Here is a 22,174-nt window from a genome sequence, read left to right on the forward strand (position 1 = left end):
GGCGTGCCGTTGGTCGCTCACCCCAAGCCGACATCCCCCAGACATACCCGCGTTTGCCTTGAAACAGACGATGGCACACACCAAAAGGCAGCAATCACGGCAAATTCGTCATCATTCTCGACTCGCCAGCGTGATAGCCTTTTACAACTTCGGCGTTGACACTTTTGCTCAAGCCCTTCCATTTCCATTGGTGGAACTCATATGTCCAGGCTGTCTCATCAAGATTTGCGCCACAATTTTCGCCAGCTGTTCGCGTCCAAAACCTGCTATCACACCGCATCGGTCTTCGATCCGATGTCGGCGCGCATCGCCGCCGACCTGGGGTTTGAGGTAGGCATCCTGGGAGGTTCGGTTGCATCGTTACAAGTGCTGGGCGCCCCCGACTTTGCCTTGATCACCCTCAGTGAGTTCGCCGAGCAGGCCACCCGTATCGGGCGTGTCGCCCAGTTACCGGTCATCGCCGACGCCGACCATGGCTACGGCAATGCATTGAATGTGATGCGTACCATTGTCGAACTGGAACGTGCCGGCATCGCGGCCCTGACCATCGAAGACACCCTGCTGCCCGCCCAATTCGGCCGTAAATCCACCGACCTGATTACCGTCGCCGAGGGCGTCGGCAAGATCCGCGCGGCACTGGAAGCCCGCTGCGATTCGGAAATGGCAATCATTGCCCGCACCAACGCAGGGATCCTGCCGGTGCAGGAAATCATCAGCCGCACCAAGCAATACCAGCGCGCCGGTGCCGATGGTATTTGCATGGTAGGGGTAAAGGATTTCGATCATCTGGAGCAAATCGCCGAACACCTGAGCGTCCCGTTGATGCTGGTGACCTACGGCAACCCGCTGCTGCGTGACGACAAACGTCTGGCCGAACTTGGCGTGCGCGTGGTAATCGACGGCCACGGCGCCTACTTCGCCGCCATCAAGGCGACCTACGACAGCCTGCGCGAGCAACGCCAGATCTTCACCCAGGCCTCTGACCTGAGCGCTACCGAACTGACTCACACCTACACTCAGCCTGAAGAGTACATCCGCTATGCGGAGGAATTCATGAGCGTCAAGGAGTGATGGGCAGGCGGTAGTCAGGCGGCGACAGTGGGATCAGGGGATCAAACCGAGCCGAGCAGCTCATGCCGTGGCCTGTCGTCACGGCAACAGATCACCCGATTACGCCCCGTGCTCTTGGCTTCATACAGCGCCTGATCCGCATCATTGAGCCACAGGGTCGCGTCGGTGTGGCCTGCATTGAACGCCGCAAGACCAATACTCAGGCTGACCTTCAACGTCGGATTCTGTTCATAACCCAGGGTGGCGAAGCGATCACGCAAGCCCTCCATGACAGCAGCGGCACTGCTCAGGGGCAGGTCCGGCAGGATCACGCAAAATTCATCGCCGCCATAACGCCCGGCGACATCCGTGGCCCGCAGGTTGTGTTTGAGCATCTTGCTCAGTTGCCGCAACACGATGTCTCCGGCGACGTGACCGTAGGTGTCGTTGATGATTTTGAAATGGTCGATGTCGATCAGGGCAATCGCCCCGCCCTGGCGTTGCCGCTGGCAGCGCTGGAATTCCACTTCCAGCTGGTCCTTCCAGGCGCCGTGGTTGAGCAATCCGGTCAGGCTGTCGGTGCGGCTCAGGGCCAGTAACTCGCGTTTTTGCCGCCCGAGGGTATAAGCCTGGCGATAGCAGATCCAGCCCAGCGCCAGCGGATAAAGACACATCAGCGGCAAACAGGCGTAGAGCTGGATCTGGCTGGTTTCGGGAACCACGACGGGGCTGAAAAACAGCCAGCCGACGCCCATCCCGAGTACCTGCGCGGCGGTCCCCGTCAGCAGAAAGCGCAAACCGCCAATGGCGACATTATTCATCGCCATCATCGAAAGGGTGGTGGCGGCAGGCAAAGGATTGAAGTGCATGGCGACAACCCAGAACCCACCCATAAAGGCGTCCACCAACAGGTTACGCTGTTCCGCGTGGTAGGGACGCGCAACCCGACGCGACCAATGGTAGGCCAGGTGCGGCCAGAGCAACCCATTGAACAACATCAGGCCCCATACCCAAGGCGCCGGGTTCAATGGGAACATCGCCACACTCACGCATAACAAGCCCAACCCGAGGCCGAGGATGCGCGATGTGTAGAGCCTCCTGGCCAGTGAAAGTCCTTTTCCTCCCATCTTTCCCATTGGGACCTCTGCCGCACGGAACAAAACCTGATTACACCGGTGGTGCAGGTACTGTCGGAGTCTAACAGGGCAACGTCAAATAGCCATCACCGGCTAGCGGCGCATAAACCGAGCGCTGTGTGCGAGTCTGTTCGCGCCCACTTGATGAAGATCACGCGCAATACCGCTTCGTTTGGCTATACATGAAAGAAGCGTTCGCTAAACCACGAGCAAACAGGAGGCCCATGCAGACCTTTCAAGTGCTGATCATCGGCAGCGGCTTTGGTGGTCAGTGCGCCGCCGTCAATTTGCTCAAGGCCGGCATTACCGACTTCCGTGTGCTGGAGCGGCGGGACTTCTTCGGTGGCACCTGGTGCCAGAACACCTACCCCGGCGCCGCCGTCGATGTGCCTTCACCGCTGTATTCACTGTCCTTTGCCCCCTACCGCTGGACGCAGATGTTTGCCGAACAGGCCGAACTTCATCGCTACACCGGTCATGTGATCGAGCACTTTGGCCTGCGCGAACGAGTGGAATTGCAAGCCGATGTCGAGCGTGTCGAATGGGACGATGCCGGCAAACGCTGGGCCGTGCACACTGCCGCCAAAGGCACGTTTCACGCACAATTTCTGATCAACGCCACGGGTCCCTTGAGCCAACCGGTAATTCCGCATTTCGAGGGGCAGGAACGCTTCCAGGGCAAAACCTTTCATACCAACAATTGGGACCATTCCTACGATTACCGGCAAAAACGCGTGGCCATTGTCGGCAGCGGTGCCAGCGCGGCGCAGGTGATTCCGGCGATAGCCCCGGACGTCGGGCACTTGCATGTGTTCCAGCGTACGCCGCATTGGGTGCTGCCTCGGGCTGACCGCACATTCGGGCGTTTCCAGCGTTGGTTGCTCGGCATCAGGCCGGCCTACAAGCTGCTGCGCTGGATGATCTACTGGCAGTTTGAAACCCGGGTGATCGCCTTCAAATACTCGAAACCGGCGTTGCACATGGTCCAGCAAAAGGCCCTGCGCTTCATCAGGCGCCAGGTTCCCGACGGCGAACTTCGGCGAAAACTGACGCCGGACTACACCATCGGCTGCAAACGGGTGATTCTATCGAGCACGCTGTACCCGGCGCTGGCCCGCAGCAACGTAACGCTGCACAGCCGCGAACAGGCCATCGCCGCTATCGACGAAACCGGTATCGTCATGCAGGACGGCCAACACATCGATCTCGATCTGATTATCTGGTCCACCGGTTATGACGCCACCGACGGGGTGATTTCCTACCCGGTCAGCGGCAAGAACGGCACGAAACTGCGAAATGTCTGGCGCGAATTCCCCCGAGCCTACCTCGGCACTGCCCTGCCGGACTTTCCCAACCTGTTTATCGTCACCGGCCCGAACACGGGCATCGGCCACACCTCGGCGCTGTTCATCATCGAATCGCAAATGAACTACATCCTCGACTGCATTCAAACGTTAAAAGCACAAGGTTTGCGCAGCATTGAAGTTCGCCCGGAAGCAGAACGTACCTACACTGAAATGATCCATAGAGAAATGGAGCGCACGGTGTGGAAGTCGGGAGGCTGCCACAGTTGGTATCAAAGCAAGAGCGGTCATGTGATTGCCATGTTTCCGGGGTTCAGTTTCAGCTTCCACCGCTTGACCCGAACCTTGAAACCGGCCGATCACATTTTGTCCTGATTCGTCAGAAGGAAGGCGCCTGATGCTTTTACTGGTTGTCGCAATCGCGGTTTTTGCCGCCTGGAGCTGGTTGAGCTACCCGGCCATCGGCTATTGGATCTATGAATTGAGCACGGCCGCCGAAGCCAAGTTGTACAAGCTGCACAAGATTGTCGTGCCCATCGCCGAAATGACCGTCTCGACCTGGCAAGGTGGCCCCTACGAAGCATCCAGCAATGTGTTGATGCTGCATGGTTTTAGCGCCGATAAAAATATCTGGCTGCGCTTTGCCCGATATTTTGTCGGCAATTATCGGGTCATCATCCCCGACATCGCCGGTCATGGCGAAACCGGCTTCAAGGCCGGCGGCGGCTATGACATCCCGTTGCAGGCCAAGCGCATCATCCAATTGCTGGATGTGTGCGGCGTGGACAAGGTTCATGTGATTGGCAACTCGATGGGCGGGTATCTGGCGGCATGGCTGGCGGCAACTTACCCGGAACGCATCGTTTCGGTCGCCCTGATTGATCCGGCGGGCGTGACCGCGCCCGAACCCAGTGATCTGGAGCGGCATCTGGCCCGGGGCCACAATCCTTTCCTGATCAACTCCCGCGAAGAATTCAAATACCTCTATGCCATGACCATGGCCGATCCACCATGGGTGCCGCGCGTGGTGCTGGATGCCTTTGCCCATCGCTATGAACAGTCGCGGGACGAACTGGAAGAGATTTTTCGCGACTTCCGCGCCAGCCCGCCGATGGAGCCGAAACTCCCTTCGATCAAAGCCCCGGCCCTGCTGCTCTGGGGACGCAAGGACCGTTTGATCGATGTCAGCAGTGTGGCGATCTGGAGCAAAGGCATCGCTGATCTACGGGTAGAAATCTGGGAAGGCGTCGGCCATATGCCCATGGTCGAGGCACCGGCCGGTTCAGCCCACCTGTATCGGGAGTTTTTGGCATCGCTGCGCTCGGAAAGCCCACAGGATCAACGACTGCACTGAAGATGCAGTCCTTTGCAGAATGAAGTTCGTCAGAAACTTCGTTTGTCGGCGACGCCCAAGGCTGCGATCTTTTGATCCATCCTTCTCGTTACCGCGCCAGGAATTCTGTTCATGAACCACCCTAGCTTCGTCAGCCCTGACCTGATCCGCCAACGCTTTTCCAGAGCGATGTCCGACATGTACCGCGAAGAAGTGCCGCTGTACGGCGCGTTGATGGAATTGGTGGAACAGACCAACCGTCACGTGCTCGACAGCGATCCGCAAGTGGCGCAGCAGTTGAACAGCACTGGCGAAATCGAACGCCTGGACCTGGAGCGCCACGGTGCGATCCGGGTCGGCACGGCCGCTGAACTGGCCACCCTCGCCCGCCTGTTCGCGGTGATGGGCATGCAACCCGTGGGTTATTACGATTTGACCCCGGCCGGCGTCCCCGTGCACTCCACGGCATTTCGTGCCGTGCATGAAGCAGCGTTGCAGGTCAGCCCGTTCCGTGTTTTCACCTCGCTATTGCGCCTGGAACTGATCGAAGATCTTGAGTTGCGGGCCTTCGCCCAGTCGGTTTTGGATAAACGGTCGATCTTCACCCCGACTGCGCTCACGTTGATCGAGCGCGCCGAGACCCAGGGCGGTCTCACCGAACAAGAGGCGGTAACATTCGTCGAGCAGGCGCTGGAAACCTTCCGCTGGCACCACAGTGCCACTGTGACCGCCGAGCAATATCAGAAGCTCAGCGCCCAGCATCGCCTGATCGCCGATGTCGTGGCTTTCAAGGGGCCGCATATCAATCACCTGACTCCGCGTACCCTGGACATCGACATCGTCCAGGCACAAATGCCTGCCCATGGCATCACCCCCAAAGCGGTAATCGAAGGTCCGCCCCGTCGTCAGTGCCCTATTCTGCTGCGCCAGACCAGTTTCAAGGCACTCGACGAACCGGTCGCGTTCATCGACCAAGCCCAAACACGCGGCAGTCACAGCGCCCGTTTTGGTGAGATCGAACAACGTGGCGCTGCGCTCACGCCCAAAGGCCGGGCGCTGTATGACCGCCTGCTCAATGCGGCGCGGGATGAACTCAAGGATTTCCCCAATGAAGCCAATGCCAAGCGTTACAACACGCTGATGGCGCAACACTTCAGCGAATTTCCCGACACCTACGAAGACATGCGCCGTCAGGAGCTGGCGTACTTTCGCTATTTTGTGACAGAAAAAGGCCTGGCAGCAGCCGAACTGAAAACCCTGCCACTGGAAGATCTGGTCAGCGGTGGTTATCTGCGAGTCGAACCGTTGGTGTACGAAGATTTCCTGCCGGTCAGCGCGGCGGGGATTTTTCAGTCAAATCTGGGGGACGCGGCGCAGACCCACTATGGCGTGCATTCCAATCAGCAAGCGTTCGAGAGAGCCCTGGGGCGCCCGACCATTGATGAATTGGGGTTGTATGCCGAGACCCAGCGGCGCTCGATCGAGCAGTGTTTTGCCTCGTTCGTACACTGACACTGGACTGACTGCGGGAGCGAGCACGCTCGCTCCCGCAGAGTGGGTTATTTCAGTTTCGCCAATAGCGCTTCAGCCGTTGCCTGTGACGACGCCGGATTCTGCCCGGTCAGCAACAGACCATCCGTGAGCACATAGCTTGCCCAGTCCGGGCCCTTGGAAAAAATCCCGCCTTTGGCCTTGAGCTCGTCTTCGACCAGAAACGGCACGACGTTGGTCAATTGCACGGCGTCCTCCTCACTGTTGGTGAACCCCGTCACCTTCTTGCCTTTGACCAAGGGCTGGCCGTCGGCGCTCTTGGCATGCCGTAAAACACCCGGGGCATGGCAAACGGTCGCGACCGGTTTGCCGGCGTTGTAAAAAGATTCGATCAGGGCAATCGAATGCTTGTCTTCGGCCAGGTCCCAAAGCGGACCATGGCCTCCGGGATAGAAAATCGCATCGTAATCGCTGGCCTTGACCGAGCTGAGCAGCACGGTGGATGCCAAGGCCGACTGCGCAGCCGTGTCCTTGCGAAAACGCTCGGTGGCTTCAGTTTGTGCATCCGGTTCGTCACTTTTCGGGTCCAGCGGTGGTTGCCCGCCTTTGGGTGAAGCCAGGGTCAACTGAGCGCCGGCATCCTTGAAGGCGTAATACGGTGCCGCGAATTCCTCCAGCCAGAATCCGGTTTTCTTGCCGGTGTTACCCAATTGATCGTGGGACGTTAAAACCATCAGGATTTTCATGTCGTCACTCCGTCTCGGGACTGCAATGGTGGCTTATAGCCGTGATGCGCCGAAAACTGCCCGCTTGGCACGCTGCAGGTTCTCGGCGCGAGGTGGATCATTCGGTCTGTCGGGCGATTCGACAAGGTGCGCCACAATTCGACCTGTATTGCGCAGCAACCTGCGCAGATATCGAGGTGTTTTAGCGAAAGAACGTTCCCCTGAATTGACTCGACCTGCGGCCTCAGGGGCTTCGCGGCTTATGGCACGGACCTTGTTAATCGTGAGACCCCCATCAGGCGAACGTGCCTTTCGGGAGCCTCACTTTACTCTAGCAAGGAGAGCATCCATGGCTACACCCGCGTATATGTATGTGAATGGCGTGACACAAGGCTTGATCACTGACGGTGCTTTCACGGCTGACTCCGTTGGCAACATCTTTCAGGAAGGTCGTGAAAATGAGGTCATGGTTCAAGGTTTCAGCCACGAACTGACAATGCCGCGCGATCCGCAATCTGGTCAAACAACAGGCCTACGCATTCACAAACCGGTAATAATCACGAAGGTCTTCGACAAATCTTCGCCCTTACTACTGCAGGCGTTGACGACGGGTGAAGTGATGACATCTGTCCTGATCAAATGGTACCGCATATCGATAAAGGGGACTCAAGAGCACTACTACACCACCGAGCTTGAAGATGCGATCATCGTCCATATCAAAGATTACATGCACAACTGCCAGGATCCGGCGAATTCGCATTTCACGCATTTACAAGACGTGCACTTTACCTATCGAAAAATAACCTGGACCCACGAAGTAAGTGGTACTTCGGGCTCCGATGACTGGCGCTCGCCGGCAGGCTGATGTGCTCGTGCAATAACTATCGAACCGCTTTTTTCCGGTCTAATTTATAGATCGTATTGGAGAAGCCCCATACGCAAAGAAGAGTTCGCCCAGTGCAATGGCCTCGGCATCCCTGCACCGGTAAAGAGCCGCAACACTGGGCGAACGAGACGCATATTAAATCAACGCCTGGAAGTTGTCCGCGAATATAAACATGAAATTTACAGATACATATTTATCAAATGTCGACTCCAATATAATTTGCATCACTCACTGAACTCACCAGCTCGTTAAAAACAGTGAATATCCCTGTACAAGTTGTACAGGAACATTCAACCGATAGAGCAGATACTCAACTTTTGCGTGTAGTGACCTTGAGTATATCGGTGTAAACCACATTCACCGTCTGGCCTTTCTTCAGATCCTTTAGCTTGGCTTGCATTTCAGGTCTTACGACATCGATCGTCTTGGACTGGCCTTTGGGGTTCTCGAAGGTCACCCGATTGTTCTTCACATCGATGTCGGTGATCTTCAGTTGTACCTGTACCTGACGGTAGGCTTCCCCCCCCGGATTGGCGCTGCCGGGCGCGGCGCGGGCTTCACCGGTTCGCTCGATGCTGCCCGGCAAGCCTTTGTCGATATCGGTGTCGAGGTAAGCCGCCACAGCGCGGGTCACCTCAATGTCCACTTGGTCGCCGGCCTTCAGGTTGCCGAGGTTCTTGGCCTTCTCGGTCAATTGCACATGCACCTGATTGCCCTCAGGCCCCTCAAGCACGACTTGATGATTGGCGGCATCGACCGACACGACTTTGGTGGTGATTTGATCTGCTTCCACGACGGCAGACAGCGGGATGTCAGCCGCAATGACACTCAGGCTGGTGGCAGAGAGCAAGGTGGCAAGGGTGATGGCTTTGGTCAGTGCGTGAAGTTTCATAGGCAGAACATTCCCTGTGATCATTGGCGACAAACGGCTTTGAACCCGGGTTAAAAGCCGCGTGCGAATGAGCATAGACGCTGTTGCGCGAGTTCGACGCTAATCTGCATTCTTCGCGGTTTCTTGCGCTGTCGACTCTCCGCTGCGGGTGCCCTTGCCACTTTCCTCGCGCCGCGTCGGATCGGTTGGACGCAGGGCATCGTTGTCGCGTTCTGTTTCCCCCGGTGGACGGGGCTCGTCGGGGTTTTCTGATTCCGGTGTCGGTTTCATGGCGTATTCCTCATGCCTCGGGGTCTTCGACTTCCCGGGCAACGTTGATGGCCGGTGAGTCTTTGTGGGACTGCTCCGCTTTGGCTCGCAAGTCTTGCCACTGTTGAAGGTCAACCGCGCCCTGACCCAGCAAATCGTCGGCCAGACGCAGCAATTCCATGTAATGCGCGTCCGGGGATTGTTGCCAGTAAGCCTGGTCTTCAAACAGGCGCTGCCATGCGTCAAGGTCGGGTGGGGTGAGGTCTTCGCGCATGACAGTCTCCGGTCTGTGGCCTTCTTGATTTAGGAGGCCCGCGAACATCAGAGAGTTCCGGCTCAATACCCGGTCATTTCCAGATACCCCTGCCCTTTATGGCTGCCGCTCAAGCGCACCGGGCCTTCCCAGTAAGGAATGCGCAAATCCATCCAGGCCCCGGGATTGAGGGCGTTGATGACGATGTCGAGGTGTTTGTCGGGAATCCGGATCGACCAGCGCACCGGCATCTCGCGCCCTGCCACCGAAGCGGTGTCCTGCGGGACGAGGCGGATGTCGCCGGCCCTTAGCAGTTGCGTCTGGCCTCGGGCATCGATCCACGTTCCAGTCAAATAGGGCTCACCGTCCTTGTGCCGCATGCGATAGAGCATCACTTGTTCGCCACTCTCCAGGTGCAGGGAAAACCAGTCCCACCCGGTCTGATTGGCCGTCAGCGGCTGGCTGCTCCATTCGCGGTCGAGCCACGCGGGGCCGCTGACTTGATACGGCTTGCCGTCGATCTCAAGCGTGCCGCTGGCCTGGAAAAACGGTTGGCTGTAGTAATACGACGCCTGGCCTTGCTCGGATTTTTGGCTAAACCCCTGGTCACCTTGCAACACCAGCGGTTGGGTCGACGTCAGCCGCAATCGATAACTGAAGGCTTTGTCCCGGGCACTGAGTTGCAGGTCGGTCAATGGGTTTTCAGCAGGGGCCTGGCTGCTGAACACCCAGTCGTCGATCCACGCGCTGAACGGCGTCAGGCTGACGCCCGCCTGACCGACGCCCCCCCGGGCATAACGTTCGGCTGCATGATGTGCCGTCGCCGAGGTCACTGCTGCATGCCCGAGCCAGATCGTCTGATTCTCCCAGCCCTTGACCTCGGGTGTGGCTTTCAAGGCACTGCGAAACAATGTCCACTGCGCGCCGAATTCGTGACCCTGCGGGTCCTTGAGGTTGGCGGTGACGTACCACCACTCGATCCGGAAACCGTCATGAGGGCCGTGATCCGCCGGGAAGCTGAACACTCGACCGGGCACCACCTTGGTGAATGCACTCGCTTGATTGCCCAGCCCCGCAAAGCCTTTTTCCGATGGCGCCGGTTGCTCGCAACCGCTCGACAAGACTGCCAACAGGCACACGACGCACTTAATCCTCATGGGCAAAAGTCCTCAGCAGGTCCGCTGGCTGCGTGCGGTACAACGCGTAAAGCGGCCATGCCGACGCCAGCAACGTTGCCAGCAATGCCAGCCCCATCAACTGCAGCAATTGCAGCGGGAACACCCGCAGTGGCAAGCGCCAGCCGAACGCCTGAACGTTGATCACCGTGTCGAGACACCAGGCCAACGCAATGCCCAACGGCAGTGCCAGCGCCAGGGTCAGCACTGCCAGCAACCAGGTTTGCCCGAGGTTGAGCCGCATCAATTGCTGTCGCGTCACCCCCAGCGCCCATAATGGCGCCAGTTGCCCGAGGCGGCTCTGACTCTGGGTCAGCAGGCTGATGAACAACGCCACGCCGGCCACGCACAGGGTCAGGCTGTTGAGGGCGGCGGTGGCGGCGAACGTTCGCTCGAATACTTGCGTGGACCATCCCTTGAGCCGCGCCTGGTCGACGATGCGGCTGTCTTCAAGGTCAAAGCGCGCCTGCAAGGCCTGTACGAACGGCGCAATCAACGTCGGCTCGATGCGCAGATTGAAACGGTTCGGCGTCAATTGCGGCCAACCACGCAACAGATGATTGATGTTCACCAGCACGTGGCCCTTGGGATTTCCGTAATCGGCGTAGATCCCGATGATGCGCGGCGACCACGGGCCATTGGGCGTCGCCATCGACAGATGATCGCCCAAGCCGACCTTCAAACGCCGGGCCAGCTGTTCGCTGAGCATCACCGCGTCGTCCGTCGCCAGCTGCTCCCAGGGCTTGTCGCCCAAGGCTTCGAGCAGTGGCCAGTGCTGACGATAGGTCGGGTGATCGATCACCCCGAACACATCCGCCGGCCAACCTTGCAATTGAATCGGCACTTGCCAGTTGGGCAATACCGCCGTGAGTTGCGGCTGCTGCATCAGCCAGCCGTGCAGCTCCCGGGCCTGGGTCGGGTTTTGTGGATTGAGGTAAAGCTCGGCGGTCAGCCGTTGTTCCAGCCAGTCGCTGAACGTCTGGCGAAAACCGGCGGTCATGCTGCCGGCCCCGATGTTCGCCGCCAGCGCCAACAGCAGCGCCATCAGCGCCAGGCTCAGGGCCGGTAACTGCTGGCGGCAATCGGCGAGAAACCACTGGCCGAGCACCGACCGAGCGCGATGCAGCAGCAGATTGAGTAGCGCATCGAGCACCACGGGCAACGCCAGTGCCGCACCGATCAACAGTGTCGCCATCAACAAAAACCCGCTGATCAGACTGTCACCCAACACCAGCGCCAACCCGGCGCTTGCCAGGGCTATCGCCGCCACCCAGCCCTGGCGCCGCAACCAACGCGCATGCGCCTGATGCCACGCCTGCGGATCGGCCAGGGCCAGCAATGGCAAACGCGACGCCCGCCACAGACTGTTGGCACCGGCGAGCAAAGCGCCCAACAGGCTTAACCCTATGCCGCCGAGCCACCACAGCGGGCTGAGGTTCAACTGCCCCGCCACTTCCGCGCCGTACAAGCCGCGCAGGCTGGCGGCGACATCCGGCAGCAACACGCCGGCCAGTAAATAGCCGCTGACCACCCCGGCCAACCCGCCTACCAGGGCCAGCCCACCCAGTTCGACGGCGAGACAGGTGATCAGCATCCGCGCACTGACGCCACAGGCACGCATCGTGCGCAGCAAACCACGGCGCTGTTCCAGGGCGAGGCCGATGGCTGCATGCACGATAAACAGTCCGACCACGAACGACAGAAACCCCAACGCATTGAGATTCAGATGAAAGCTTTCGGTCAGGCGTGCCAGATTGTTTTCTTCAGCGCTGCTTTTGAATTGCAGTTGTCCCTTGAACGCATCGGGAAGTGGCGCAATGAAATCCTTGGGCAGTAACAACCGCGACAGCTGTTCCGGCAAACCGAGAATCTGTTGGGCAAACCCGATGTCCACCAGCAACACCCCCGGGGCCATATCGGTTTGCGCATGCAGGGGCGGCAACGATGTCCCGCTTACGCTCAAAGGTCGGTCACCTTCTTTCAATCCCAATGACTGCAAGGTCGATGGCGCAATCCAGGTACTTCCCGGCGCAGTAAAGAACTCGACCACCTGTTCGATTGCCAACGCCTGGCCCGCCACCGGCGAACCACCCGGCAGTGACACCGGTTCGATGCCCATCAGTTGCAGCCGTTGATCTTCATGGTCCTTGAGCGTCAGCCTTCCCTGCAGTACCGGCGACACCGGCCAACCGGCGCGACGCAGGTCGACAAACCATTGCTGCGGGAACGTCCCGCCAGCGGTTGCACTGAGGCTGGCCTGGGGTTCACCGCCAATCAGCTGGCTGGCGCGGGCGTAGCTTTCTCGCGCCTGGCTGTTCAACGCTTGCACGCCGGTCAGCAGACTGGTGGCCAGCCACAGCCCGGTCAGCACACTGAAAAACTGCACCGGATGCTGTCGCCAGTGACTGAGCAGCGCGCGCAGGGTTTCGCCGAAGATGCGCATCTCAGCGACCGTCCACACCGAGCAGACGACCACCGTGCAGCACCACTTTTTCTGCCAGCTGCGCCGCCACGCCCTGACTGTGAGTGACCATCAACAGCGTCGTGGTGCTGTCGTCGAGCAACGCCAGCAATAACCGCAATACCTCGGCACTGGTGGTTTCATCCAGGCTGCCGGTAGGTTCGTCGGCCAGCAACAGCTTCGGCCGTGAGGCCAAGGCTCGCCCCAGTGCAACACGCTGCTGCTGACCGCCAGACAATTGCTCCGGATAACGTTTGAGCAACTCGCCCAGCCCCAAACGTTGCACCAGATGCGCCTGCCAGCGTGGATCATGACGACCGGCAAGCCGCGCCTGAAAGGCCAGGTTGTCCTCCACCCGCAGGCTGCCGATCAGGTTGAACTGTTGGAACACCAGGCCGATTTCGGTGCGCCGCCACTTCGCCAGTTGCCCTTCGTTCATCTGTTCCAGACGATGCTCACCGCTGCGGATACTGCCGCGGTCGACCTTGTCCAGGCCGGCGATCAGGTGCAGCAAAGTGCTCTTGCCGCTGCCCGACTCGCCCATCAACGCCAGACTGCTGCCGGGCTTGAGCGTCAGGTCGACACCTTGCAGCACCGGCAACGGCCCCTGCGGCGTGGCGTAGCTTTTGAAGACACCCTGGACCTCAAGCATGAGAGAACCCGTTCGATTGGCGTGGGCCAAGGATAGCGGGCCTGAATGGTTTTTGTCCGTTGGCGATTGCCATCTGGAACGGGCGCCGCCCTACCCTCGAGGCTGGTCTGACCATAACGATAAGAAACGGAGACGCCATGCCACGTTTTACTTTGAGCCACCGCGGCCTGCTGGCCTGCCTGATCACCGCGTGCCTGACGCAATCGGCAGTGGCCGCCGATGCACCAGTCGCCGCCAGCGCGCAAACCGCCGCCAGCAACAGTGCCGTGTTGCAACAACTGCCCTTTAGCGATCGCACTGACTTCGAGTCGGTGGGCAAGGGCTTGATTGCGCCCTTCAAGGGCCAGGTCAAGGATGCCGCCGGCAGGGTCATCTGGGATGTTCAGGCCTATGACTTCCTGCTCAAGGACCAGGCTCCGGATTCGGTCAACCCGAGTCTTTGGCGTCTGGCTCAACTCAATGCCCATGCCGGGCTGTTCGAAGTCAGCCCGAAGATTTACCAGGTGCGTGGTCTCGACGTGGCCAACATGACCATCATCGAGGGCGATGACGGGTTGATCATCATCGACCCGCTGACCATGGCCGAAACCGCCAAAGCGGCGCTGGCGCTGTACTACCAGAACCGTCCGCAGAAACCGGTGGTGGCGGTGATCTACAGCCACACTCACGTTGACCATTTCGGTGGTGTACGCGGGGTGATCGACGAGGCCGACGTCAAGGCCGGCAAGGTCAAGGTGTTCGCCCCCGCCGGGTTCATGGAACACGTGATGAGCGAGAACGTGTTTGCCGGCAATGCCATGAGCCGTCGCGCGCAGTACCAGTTCGGCAGTCTGTTGCCTCGCGGTGAAAAGGGCCAGGTCGATGCAGGTCTGGGCAAAAGCACGCCGAGCGGCGGCACCATCACCCTGATCGCGCCGACCGACCTGATCGACAAGGAACTGCAAACCCGCACTATCGCCGGGTTGGAGGTAGAGTTTCAGCTCACACCGGGTACCGAAGCGCCGGCAGAAATGAACCTCTACCTGCCACAACTGCGCGCCTTGTGCATGGCAGAAAACGCCACGCAAATGATGCACAACATTCTCACCCCACGCGGCGCGCAAGTGCGTGACGCCAAGGCCTGGGCGCAATACCTGGACAACAGCCTGGCGCGCTACGGCGACAAGAGTGACGTGCTGTTTGCCCAGCACAACTGGCCGACCTGGGGAGGCGAGCGCATCCGCACGTTCCTCGCCGACCAGCGCGACATGTACGCCTTCCTCAACGACCGTACCCTGCACTTGCTCAACCAGGGCCTGACCCCGCTGGAAGTCGCCGACGCGATCAAGAAACTGCCGGGCAGCCTCGACCAGAAGTGGTACACCCGCGGTTACTACGGCTCCCTGAGTTTCAACGTGCGGGCGGTGTACCAGCGTTACCTGGGTTTCTACGATGGCAACCCGGCCAACCTCAACCCGTTACCCCCGGTGGACAGCGCCAAACGCAGCGTCGAGGCCATGGGCGGTGGCGTAGCGGTGTTGGAGAAAATGCGCGCCGCCATGGCCAAGGGCGATTACCGTTGGGCGGCGCAACTGGGCAATCAGTTGCTGTTCAGCGAACCGGATAACGCCGACGCGCGCACGGCCCAGGCCGAGACATTGGAGCAACTCGGTTATCAAAGCGAAAACGCTACCTGGCGCAACATGTACCTGACCGGTGCCATGGAGCTTCGCAACGGCGTACCCACCCATGCGGGCTCGTCGGTATCGGCCGACATGGTGCGGGCGATGAGTCCTGAGATGTTTTTCGATTTCCTGGCCATTCGCCTGGACAGCGACAAAGCCGTTGGCCACGACATGACCCTGAACTGGACGTTCGAAGAGCCGAACAAGGATTTCACCCTGACCCTGCGCAACGGCGTATTGACCCACCGCCCCGGCCTCGACCCGCAGGCCGATGCATCAGTGAGCATGAGCAAGACAACGCTGGAGCAGATCAGCCTCAAGCAAACGGACTTCCCGACGGCGGTCCAGAAAGGCCTGGTCAAACTGCAAGGCAATGGCAAGAAGCTTGGCGAATTGATGAGCAGCCTGGACACCTTTGCGCCGCAGTTCAATATCGTCACGCCTTGATCGGATGACGCGGGAAAACCGCGTCGCCCCCATCGCGAGCAGGCTCACTCCTACCCAGGCCAGGTTGATCACAACATTTGTGAACAATACGAAACTCTGTAGGAGCACCTGAGCAAGGCTTGCCCGCGATGACGGCGGCAGATTCAACATCCATGGTGTCAGACATTTCGCCATCGCGAGCAAGCTGTGCTCCCACAGGGGATTTGTACCGAGCACAACAACTGCGGCCACCTCAGCGCCTGTGCCAACCTGCTGGCGATGGCTTGGCCCTGACTACACAGAAACCGCTTCCACCACCGGCATTCGCCAGCGCTGTTCAACCACGTCCGGCTTGGGTCCGTACAGGCGCAGGATCAACGTAAACGCGCCCTGCGCTGGCGTTGGCAACCAGTTGTTCGACGACTCGGGCGCTGAGGTCTGCATGACCAGTGTCACCCCGCCATCCGCATCCACTTGCAATGCATCGCGACTGCTCAGGCAGTAACGGTCTATGGGATTGGCGACCAATTGTCGGTCCGGCAAGTCGTACAACGTCAGCGACCAGAACTCGCTGGCCGGCGGCAATTGTCCCGGTGCAAACCGCAATCGATAGCGGCGCCCGCCCTGCAACGGTTGTCCCTGACTGTCCAGCCGCGCGCCGGTGTAGAACGCCTCCTCGACACTGTTGCCGTAGATTCCGACATTCGCGGCGACCGCACGATTCAAATAGTTGCCGTGCAGCGCTTCACGATTACCGAACAGGCCCAGTGTGGTGCGCGTTTGATTGACCGCGGTCTGCAGTTGCGCTTGTGCGTCCGCCACCCCGGCCATCAGGGCGTCACGTACGTCCGTAGTCAGGGCTGCCACATCGAATGCCTGACCGGGCACGATGCCGATCCGCGAAAAACGTTCGAGCAACGCTTGTTCTGATGGTGGGGTCGGGCACAGCGTGAGGATCTGATTCAGCGTCGCGATGAACTCCAATCCAAGGCCGGTTTTGGCATCCCAGGGTTGCCAGGCAATTGCCGCAGCCGCAACCGGTGGCGCGCTGCCGGTGTATTCATGCAACGCACGCAAACGGTATTGCTGCTGCAAGGCACGCACGGCCGGCAAGTCGTCCACATTCTTCAGGCCGGTGCGCCCGAGGATCATCACGATCTCGGTTTCGCTGCGCAGCACAGCCTTGATGCCTTCCGGTGTCGGGCCTTGCCAGTGCGGCCCGACAATCAGGTAATCCCCCGCCTCGCGACCGGTGCTGAGCACGCCGACATAAGCAAAATTGTGGGTGTATTGATCGACCAACTGGTGCACGTAGTAGCGGTCGGCAGCAACCGCCGGCACGCTCAGTACCTGCGGTTCGCTGCGCAGGTCCAGCCAGGCCCAGGAGTACGGTGTGTCGTTGTTCGGCGTAACGATTTCGCGGTTGTTCGGGGTGTACAACGCGCTGTAGTGACGGAAACGATTGAAGCCGCCGACATAGGCCGGCGCACTTGGATCAAGCGCCTGCTTTTCCAGGGTCTGGTAATGCATGAGCATCGGGTAGGCGTAGATCCAGGCCTCCCGGGCAATCGTGCGCAGCTCATCGGAACCGCTGGCCAACAACCAGCGCGGCAACATCAAGCCACCCCCCAACACGCCGATGCCACCCAGTACACGGCGGCGACTGACGAACATGTTCATGGCTCGACCCTCGCGATAGCAGGCAGCGGGTAGCTGCCGTCCAGCGCCCCGCCCTTCGGCAGATACAGGCGCAACAACAGGTTGAATGGGCCTGCGGGCGTCGGCAGCCAGTTGCTTTGCTGCGCTGGTGCATTGGCTTGCAGGATCAGGGTCAGGCCGCCATCGGCGTCGTATTGCAAACCCGGACTGCGATCACCCAGCGAGTAACGCTCGATCGGATTGGCCGCAAGCAATTGCGTCTTGCCGTCGTACAGGGTCAACGACCAGAAGGCATTCACCGGCGGCAACTGCCCGGCCGGGAAGTGCAGACGATAGGCATATCGGCCGTCCAACAACTGCCCCTGAGCATCGTGCAGCGCCATCGGGTAGACCGCTTCCAGCGGATCGTTGGCGTAGATGTAGCGCCAGGCGACGGCTGCGCGCGTCAGGTCGTCATCGCCGAATTTGCCGACATTGCTCGGCGAGCGAAGCCAGCCTTGCTGCTCCACCGAGATCTGGCTGGACGCGGCGCGCACCTGGTCTCGCCCGGCTTCGGCACCTTGGGCAATGGCTGGGTTGAGGTCTTTTGGCGGGGCGAACGCTACGCCGGGTTTCACCCCGATGGCAGCGAAACGCTTGAGTTTTGCTTGCTCGCTGGCCGTCCATTGATGCAACGGCGCCAGCGCATTGAAGGTGCTGAACAAAGCCTGCGCCGGGCCTTGTTTGGTGTCCTGATAGGTCGGCAGGTGCAGCGGCGCCATCGGCTCAGGCGTTGCACTTGCGATCACTTTGGACAACGGCTGCAAGGCATAGCCCATCAACACTTTTGCGGCCTCCTGCTGATCTGCTTTGCCTTTGACTTCGGTTCGCCCGAGCAAAAACACCAGGCGACTCGGCGAACGAATCACGCCGTTGAATCCGCTTGGCAGCTCACCTTTCCAGTCCGGCCCGACGATCAGGTAGCGCCCGGCCTGATCGCCGGTAGCGCGGGTGCCAATGTAGTCGAGGTTATCGGTGCGCATGTCGACCAACTGGAAGCTGTAGTAGCGCCCCTGCACCGCCGGCACTTGCAACACCTGTGGTTCAGCGCGCAAGTCGAGCAAGGCCCGGGAATAGAATGTGTCGTTGTTTGGCGACACCACTTTGTTGTCCTGCGGGCCGAGCAATCGCGGTTCGCTGTAGAGGCGGTTGAACGGCAGCTTCGCGGCGATGGCGCTGAGCACCTTGTCGTGCTCGACGGTAGCGTAAGCAAACACATAGGCCTCTTGCGCCAGCGCCCTGGCCTGCGATTGATCGAGGGTTTGCGCGTGAACCGAGCCCAGGCTTGCGCCCAGGGCCAGCGCGGATATCCAGTAGCGCACGGATAGATCTCCTTAAGGGTGATGAATGATCGTTCCCACGCTCTGCGTGGGAATGCCTCTTGTGACGCTCCGCGTCACGCTTTGGGACGCGGAGCGTCCCGGGCTGCATTCCCACGCAGAGCGTGGGAACGATCGAACGACGACGCGGAGCGTGGGAACGATCGACAAAAAAGGGTTATTTGGCCCAGCGCCGCAGGTCCGACGGGGTGTAGTCGTCGGTCTTGGCGGCAAAGCCGACACGCATCGGCTCGGTCTCTTCGTTGGCCAGGCCACCGGCGTAATAACGTCCGGAAATCAAGTCATAGGAGGTTTCCAGCACGTTGTAGGTGAAGCCGTGGTCGTACTGCTGAATCGCATGCAGTTCACCGCTGCGCCACAGTTCGCCGCGGCTGTCGTACTGGTCCGATTGGGCGATCTGCCAACTGTCTTCGTCGACATAGAACCGGCGCTTGGCATAGATGTGTCGCGCGTCGGGCTTGAGGGTCGCTTCGACCACCCACACCCGATGCTTCTCGTAACGAGCCAGATCCTGATTGATATGGTTGGGTTGGATCACAGCGTCGTACTTGATGTCGCGGCTGCCGATCTTGTAGCTGTTGTAAGGGATGTACAGCTCTTGCTTGCCCACCAGTTTCCAGTCGAAGCGATCCGGCGCGCCGTTGTAGCCGTCGATGTTGTCGGCGGTGATCAGGCCGTTGCTGTAACGGGCGCTGTTGTCATAGGCGATCATCGGTGCACGGCGCACCCGGCGCTGGCCCGGCAGGTATTGCCACGCCGAACGCGGCTCGGCGACCTGATCGATCGGCTCATGCACCAGCACCGCTTCCCCGGACAAACGCGCCGGTTCCAATACGCGGCTCTTGAACATGAACAGGATGTTCGAGTTTGCCTCCAGCCCGCCCACCGTGTCGGCGAAGTTGATCAGCGACTGATTACGCACGTAACTGGTGGCGCCGTTTTCACGCACCAATGCCGCACTGCTGATGCGCTCGTAACTGCCACCGCGATAACGGGTCATATGGTTCCACATCACCTCGAGGCCTTCGGTGGGCAGTGGAAACGGAATGCCCCGCGCATAGTCGTGCAAGCCATTGCCACCGTCGGCCATGCTGGTTTTGGCCACATTGTCACGGCTCGCCGCGAGCACGTCCTTGGGCAGGTTGGCGCTGCGGTGGCTCGGGTAGATGTTCATTTTGTAGCTGTCGGGGAAACGCTTGAACAAGGCAATTTGACCCGGGCTGAGAAACTTCTGGTACTGGCTGACGTTCTTTGCCGTGATGGTGAACAACGGTTTCTCGGCGGCATATGGATCGCTGTACCCGCCCTTGCTATCGACGATACCGGCGTTGGCGCCAAGGCCTCCGGTCCAGACCGGAATGCTGCCGTCGGCATTGGCCGCCATCTCCGAACCCATCGGGGTCAGGGTTTTGCCCAGAGCAGCCGAATCGGTGCCTTTGGCCTGAGCCAGGCCTACGGTGCAGGCCAGGGCCAGCACGCACAATTGCATACGCATTATGATTCTCCTTAGAAGTCTGCCTTGAAGCTGACAGAGGCGAAGTCGCGGTCGTCGAGGGTGCTGTAGTCGTTGGAACCGAAGAAGGCGTTGTAGGCCAGTTCCACGCTGTAATCGTTCATGTAGACGCCGGTCAGGCTGACGCCGAGCGCTTGCTGGCCTTCCTGGAACGGCCCTTGCGGATCGTAGGAATAACCCTCGACGTCATGTCGCCAGTTGACGGCCGGAATCAGGTTGATGCCCGGCAGCACATCGCTGTATTCCAGGCTGGCACGCAAGCGATAACCCCACGACCAATCGGTGGCGAAACCCTTGTCGGTGCAGTACTGGTTGGTCACGCCCGACGCCGCGGTGTTGCACGGCGTACCGTTGCGCGTGGAGCTGCGGCCGAATGCCGAGTTGCGACCCAGGCGCTCGTCGCCCAGATCATCGATGTGCACCACGCCAGCCTCACCGAACAGGCTCAGGCGTGTGGCACCCAAAATGTTATCGAAGGCCTGGGTCGCCGAGGCGGTCGCCTGCCAGACGCCTTTGCGCTCCCAGCCGTCGTAACGGTCGCCACGGTTGATGTTGAACCCCGTCGGCAACTGCACCCAGGAGCTGCCTGCCGCCCCGGTGATCACTGCAACGTTGATGTCCGGCGCGTTGATCGCCAGCGGCATGTTCGGCCGGTAGCTCAGCTCGCCGGCAAGGGAAATTCCGCTGTTGGGCTCGACACCGTTGAGGCTGATGCCGTACAGGCGAATATCTTCCGGAAACGCCGCGGCATAAGTCGGCGGTTGAACGCCGCCAGGGAACGTACCGCGTACGGCGGTGTTCTTCGCATTGAGGGTGAAATACGGCAGGCGTGAGTGGTAGTTGATAAAGTAAATCGCCGCTTCGGCATCGTTGAGCGCCGGGATCATCTGGCGCAAAGCGAAACCGAATTGACCGTTGTCCGACGGCGATTCATTACCCCGCGACGGCGCGTACAAACCGCTGGCCTGCATCTGCTGATCGGTCAACACCTGGCTCAGGTACAACGGCCCGCAACCTTTCTGGATCGCATCGCTACTGGCGAAAAATGTGCCGCAACCGTCAAGAACGCTGGGGCGCCAGTTGTATTGGTAAAAACCTTCGAGGTTGGTGGTGTCCGACAGGCCAAAGCTGAAAGACACCATCTCCACCGGCAACTGGCCTTCCTTGATCTCGACGCCAGGACGGTTGAACGCCGAAACGTCCAGCGGGTTGATCACGTTGATGCCGTTCTGGATCAGCAGCGACTCGCCCCAGGACAACACCTGATTGCCGACTTTCACGTTCAGCGGATGATCGGCCAACTGGAAGTCTTTCCAGACATAGGCATCGAACATCTCGAACCCCTTGAACTTCGACAGATCGTCCCAGCCCGAATCGTCGAAATCCTTGAACCGACCGTTGCGGGTTTCGTAGGCGTGGTCGTACCAGTATTTGAAGCGGATGAACGCGCCCTGCCCCTGGCCATCGAGGCTGAAATCGGTAAGGCCCTTGAAGATCTGCGAGATGGGGTCGCCCCGCTCGAAATTCAGCCGGTTGTCGTCGGCGCTCACGCTCGTGCCATTGGCCTGAACGCCTTGGGCTTGCAAGGCGTTGGCGCGGGTCATGAGGCTCTTGTCGGGATTTTGCGTCGACCAGCTACTGCCCAGGCTCAGCGTGGTCTTGGTCGACAGGCTCCAGTCTTCGTTGATATCGAACGTGGTCGCACAGGCGGGGCCCGTCAGTACGGCAATGATCGCCAGCGCAAGGGGTTGCGGGCGGGTGTGGCCAGGCCGGTGCAGTCGTTGGCGGACTGTGGCGGTGGCCGAGCGTTTTTTTATCATTATTAGGCTCCGGTCAGGTTTGCTCAACCTGATCACGGTGCCTGACGCTCATCGATGACACACAAGCGGTGGCCGACAAAAAGTAATCATCGGAGGTGATTTAAGG

At 59.8% G+C, this 22,174-nt stretch carries 18 protein-coding genes; 6 read left to right on the forward strand and 12 right to left on the reverse strand.

The window, feature by feature from the left end; translation table 11 throughout:
- Positions 1-201 precede the first annotated feature (201 nt).
- Complete coding sequence (locus ASD60_RS13930) at positions 202-1,071, forward strand: isocitrate lyase/PEP mutase family protein (protein WP_056854561.1); 870 nt, start codon at positions 202-204, stop codon at positions 1,069-1,071.
- Between the two features lie 41 nt (positions 1,072-1,112).
- Here ASD60_RS13930 and ASD60_RS13935 read toward each other — a convergent pair whose 3' ends face one another.
- Positions 1,113-2,186: a diguanylate cyclase gene (locus ASD60_RS13935; protein WP_056854562.1), complete on the reverse strand. Its 1,074-nt coding sequence runs from the start codon at positions 2,184-2,186 to the stop codon at positions 1,113-1,115.
- A 224-nt stretch (positions 2,187-2,410) separates the two neighbouring features.
- Here ASD60_RS13935 and ASD60_RS13940 point away from each other — a divergent pair, with 224 nt between their 5' ends.
- From ASD60_RS13940 to hglS, 3 genes are all read left to right on the forward strand, one after another.
- Positions 2,411-3,865, forward strand: coding sequence for a flavin-containing monooxygenase (locus ASD60_RS13940; RefSeq protein WP_056854563.1), 1,455 nt, complete (start codon positions 2,411-2,413; stop codon positions 3,863-3,865).
- A 22-nt stretch (positions 3,866-3,887) separates the two neighbouring features.
- A complete protein-coding gene (locus ASD60_RS13945; RefSeq protein ID WP_056854564.1) occupies positions 3,888-4,844 on the forward strand; it encodes an alpha/beta fold hydrolase in 957 nt (318 codons plus the stop codon).
- A 111-nt stretch (positions 4,845-4,955) separates the two neighbouring features.
- On the forward strand, positions 4,956-6,335 hold the full coding sequence (gene hglS, locus ASD60_RS13950; RefSeq protein WP_056854565.1) for a 2-oxoadipate dioxygenase/decarboxylase HglS: 1,380 nt from the start codon (positions 4,956-4,958) through the stop codon (positions 6,333-6,335).
- A 47-nt stretch (positions 6,336-6,382) separates the two neighbouring features.
- Here hglS and ASD60_RS13955 read toward each other — a convergent pair whose 3' ends face one another.
- Positions 6,383-7,060: a type 1 glutamine amidotransferase domain-containing protein gene (locus tag ASD60_RS13955; protein WP_056854566.1), complete on the reverse strand. Its 678-nt coding sequence runs from the start codon at positions 7,058-7,060 to the stop codon at positions 6,383-6,385.
- A 328-nt stretch (positions 7,061-7,388) separates the two neighbouring features.
- Between ASD60_RS13955 and ASD60_RS13960 the strand changes: the two genes are divergently transcribed.
- Positions 7,389-7,904 carry an Hcp family type VI secretion system effector gene (locus tag ASD60_RS13960; protein WP_056854567.1) on the forward strand — a complete coding sequence of 172 codons (516 nt, stop codon included), beginning with the start codon at positions 7,389-7,391 and terminating at the stop codon, positions 7,902-7,904.
- A 331-nt stretch (positions 7,905-8,235) separates the two neighbouring features.
- On the opposite strand, the gene ASD60_RS13965 is transcribed toward ASD60_RS13960, so the two are convergent.
- The 6 genes from ASD60_RS13965 to ASD60_RS13985 form a co-directional block, all read right to left on the reverse strand.
- Positions 8,236-8,817, reverse strand: coding sequence for a hypothetical protein (locus ASD60_RS13965; RefSeq protein ID WP_056854568.1), 582 nt, complete (start codon positions 8,815-8,817; stop codon positions 8,236-8,238).
- 99 nt (positions 8,818-8,916) lie between these two features.
- Entirely contained in the window at positions 8,917-9,087 is a 171-nt protein-coding gene (locus ASD60_RS29170; RefSeq protein WP_177336583.1) for a hypothetical protein, read from the reverse strand.
- 10 nt (positions 9,088-9,097) lie between these two features.
- Positions 9,098-9,340: a hypothetical protein gene (locus ASD60_RS13970; RefSeq protein WP_056854569.1), complete on the reverse strand. Its 243-nt coding sequence runs from the start codon at positions 9,338-9,340 to the stop codon at positions 9,098-9,100.
- Between the two features lie 62 nt (positions 9,341-9,402).
- Complete coding sequence (locus tag ASD60_RS13975) at positions 9,403-10,476, reverse strand: lipocalin-like domain-containing protein (RefSeq protein WP_056854570.1); 1,074 nt, start codon at positions 10,474-10,476, stop codon at positions 9,403-9,405.
- The gene (locus ASD60_RS13980) at positions 10,466-12,937 is read right to left on the reverse strand and encodes an ABC transporter permease (protein WP_056854571.1); all 2,472 of its coding nucleotides are present in this window, start codon (positions 12,935-12,937) and stop codon (positions 10,466-10,468) included. Before ASD60_RS13980 ends, ASD60_RS13975 begins: the two co-directional genes overlap by 11 nt.
- Before the next feature lies 1 nt (position 12,938).
- A complete protein-coding gene (locus ASD60_RS13985; RefSeq protein WP_056854572.1) occupies positions 12,939-13,607 on the reverse strand; it encodes an ABC transporter ATP-binding protein in 669 nt (222 codons plus the stop codon).
- Between the two features lie 137 nt (positions 13,608-13,744).
- Here ASD60_RS13985 and ASD60_RS13990 point away from each other — a divergent pair, with 137 nt between their 5' ends.
- Positions 13,745-15,718, forward strand: a complete 1,974-nt coding sequence (locus ASD60_RS13990) for an alkyl/aryl-sulfatase (protein WP_056854573.1) — start codon at positions 13,745-13,747, stop codon at positions 15,716-15,718.
- 273 nt (positions 15,719-15,991) lie between these two features.
- Here ASD60_RS13990 and ASD60_RS13995 read toward each other — a convergent pair whose 3' ends face one another.
- The 4 genes from ASD60_RS13995 to ASD60_RS14010 form a co-directional block, all read right to left on the reverse strand.
- Positions 15,992-17,377 carry a DUF1254 domain-containing protein gene (locus tag ASD60_RS13995; protein ID WP_056854574.1) on the reverse strand — a complete coding sequence of 462 codons (1,386 nt, stop codon included), beginning with the start codon at positions 17,375-17,377 and terminating at the stop codon, positions 15,992-15,994.
- A complete protein-coding gene (locus tag ASD60_RS14000; RefSeq protein ID WP_056854575.1) occupies positions 17,374-18,717 on the reverse strand; it encodes a DUF1254 domain-containing protein in 1,344 nt (447 codons plus the stop codon). The genes ASD60_RS13995 and ASD60_RS14000 overlap by 4 nt, the downstream gene beginning before the upstream one ends.
- Positions 18,718-18,892: 175 nt before the next feature.
- Entirely contained in the window at positions 18,893-20,230 is a 1,338-nt protein-coding gene (locus ASD60_RS14005) for a DUF1329 domain-containing protein (protein WP_056854576.1), read from the reverse strand.
- A gap of 11 nt (positions 20,231-20,241) precedes the next feature.
- Positions 20,242-22,068 (reverse strand): DUF1302 domain-containing protein, encoded by a 1,827-nt coding sequence (locus tag ASD60_RS14010; protein WP_056854577.1) that lies wholly within the window; start codon positions 22,066-22,068, stop codon positions 20,242-20,244.
- Positions 22,069-22,174 lie beyond the last annotated feature (106 nt).

Source organism: Pseudomonas sp. Root562 (genome assembly GCF_001427125.1).
Taxonomy (GTDB): domain Bacteria; phylum Pseudomonadota; class Gammaproteobacteria; order Pseudomonadales; family Pseudomonadaceae; genus Aquipseudomonas.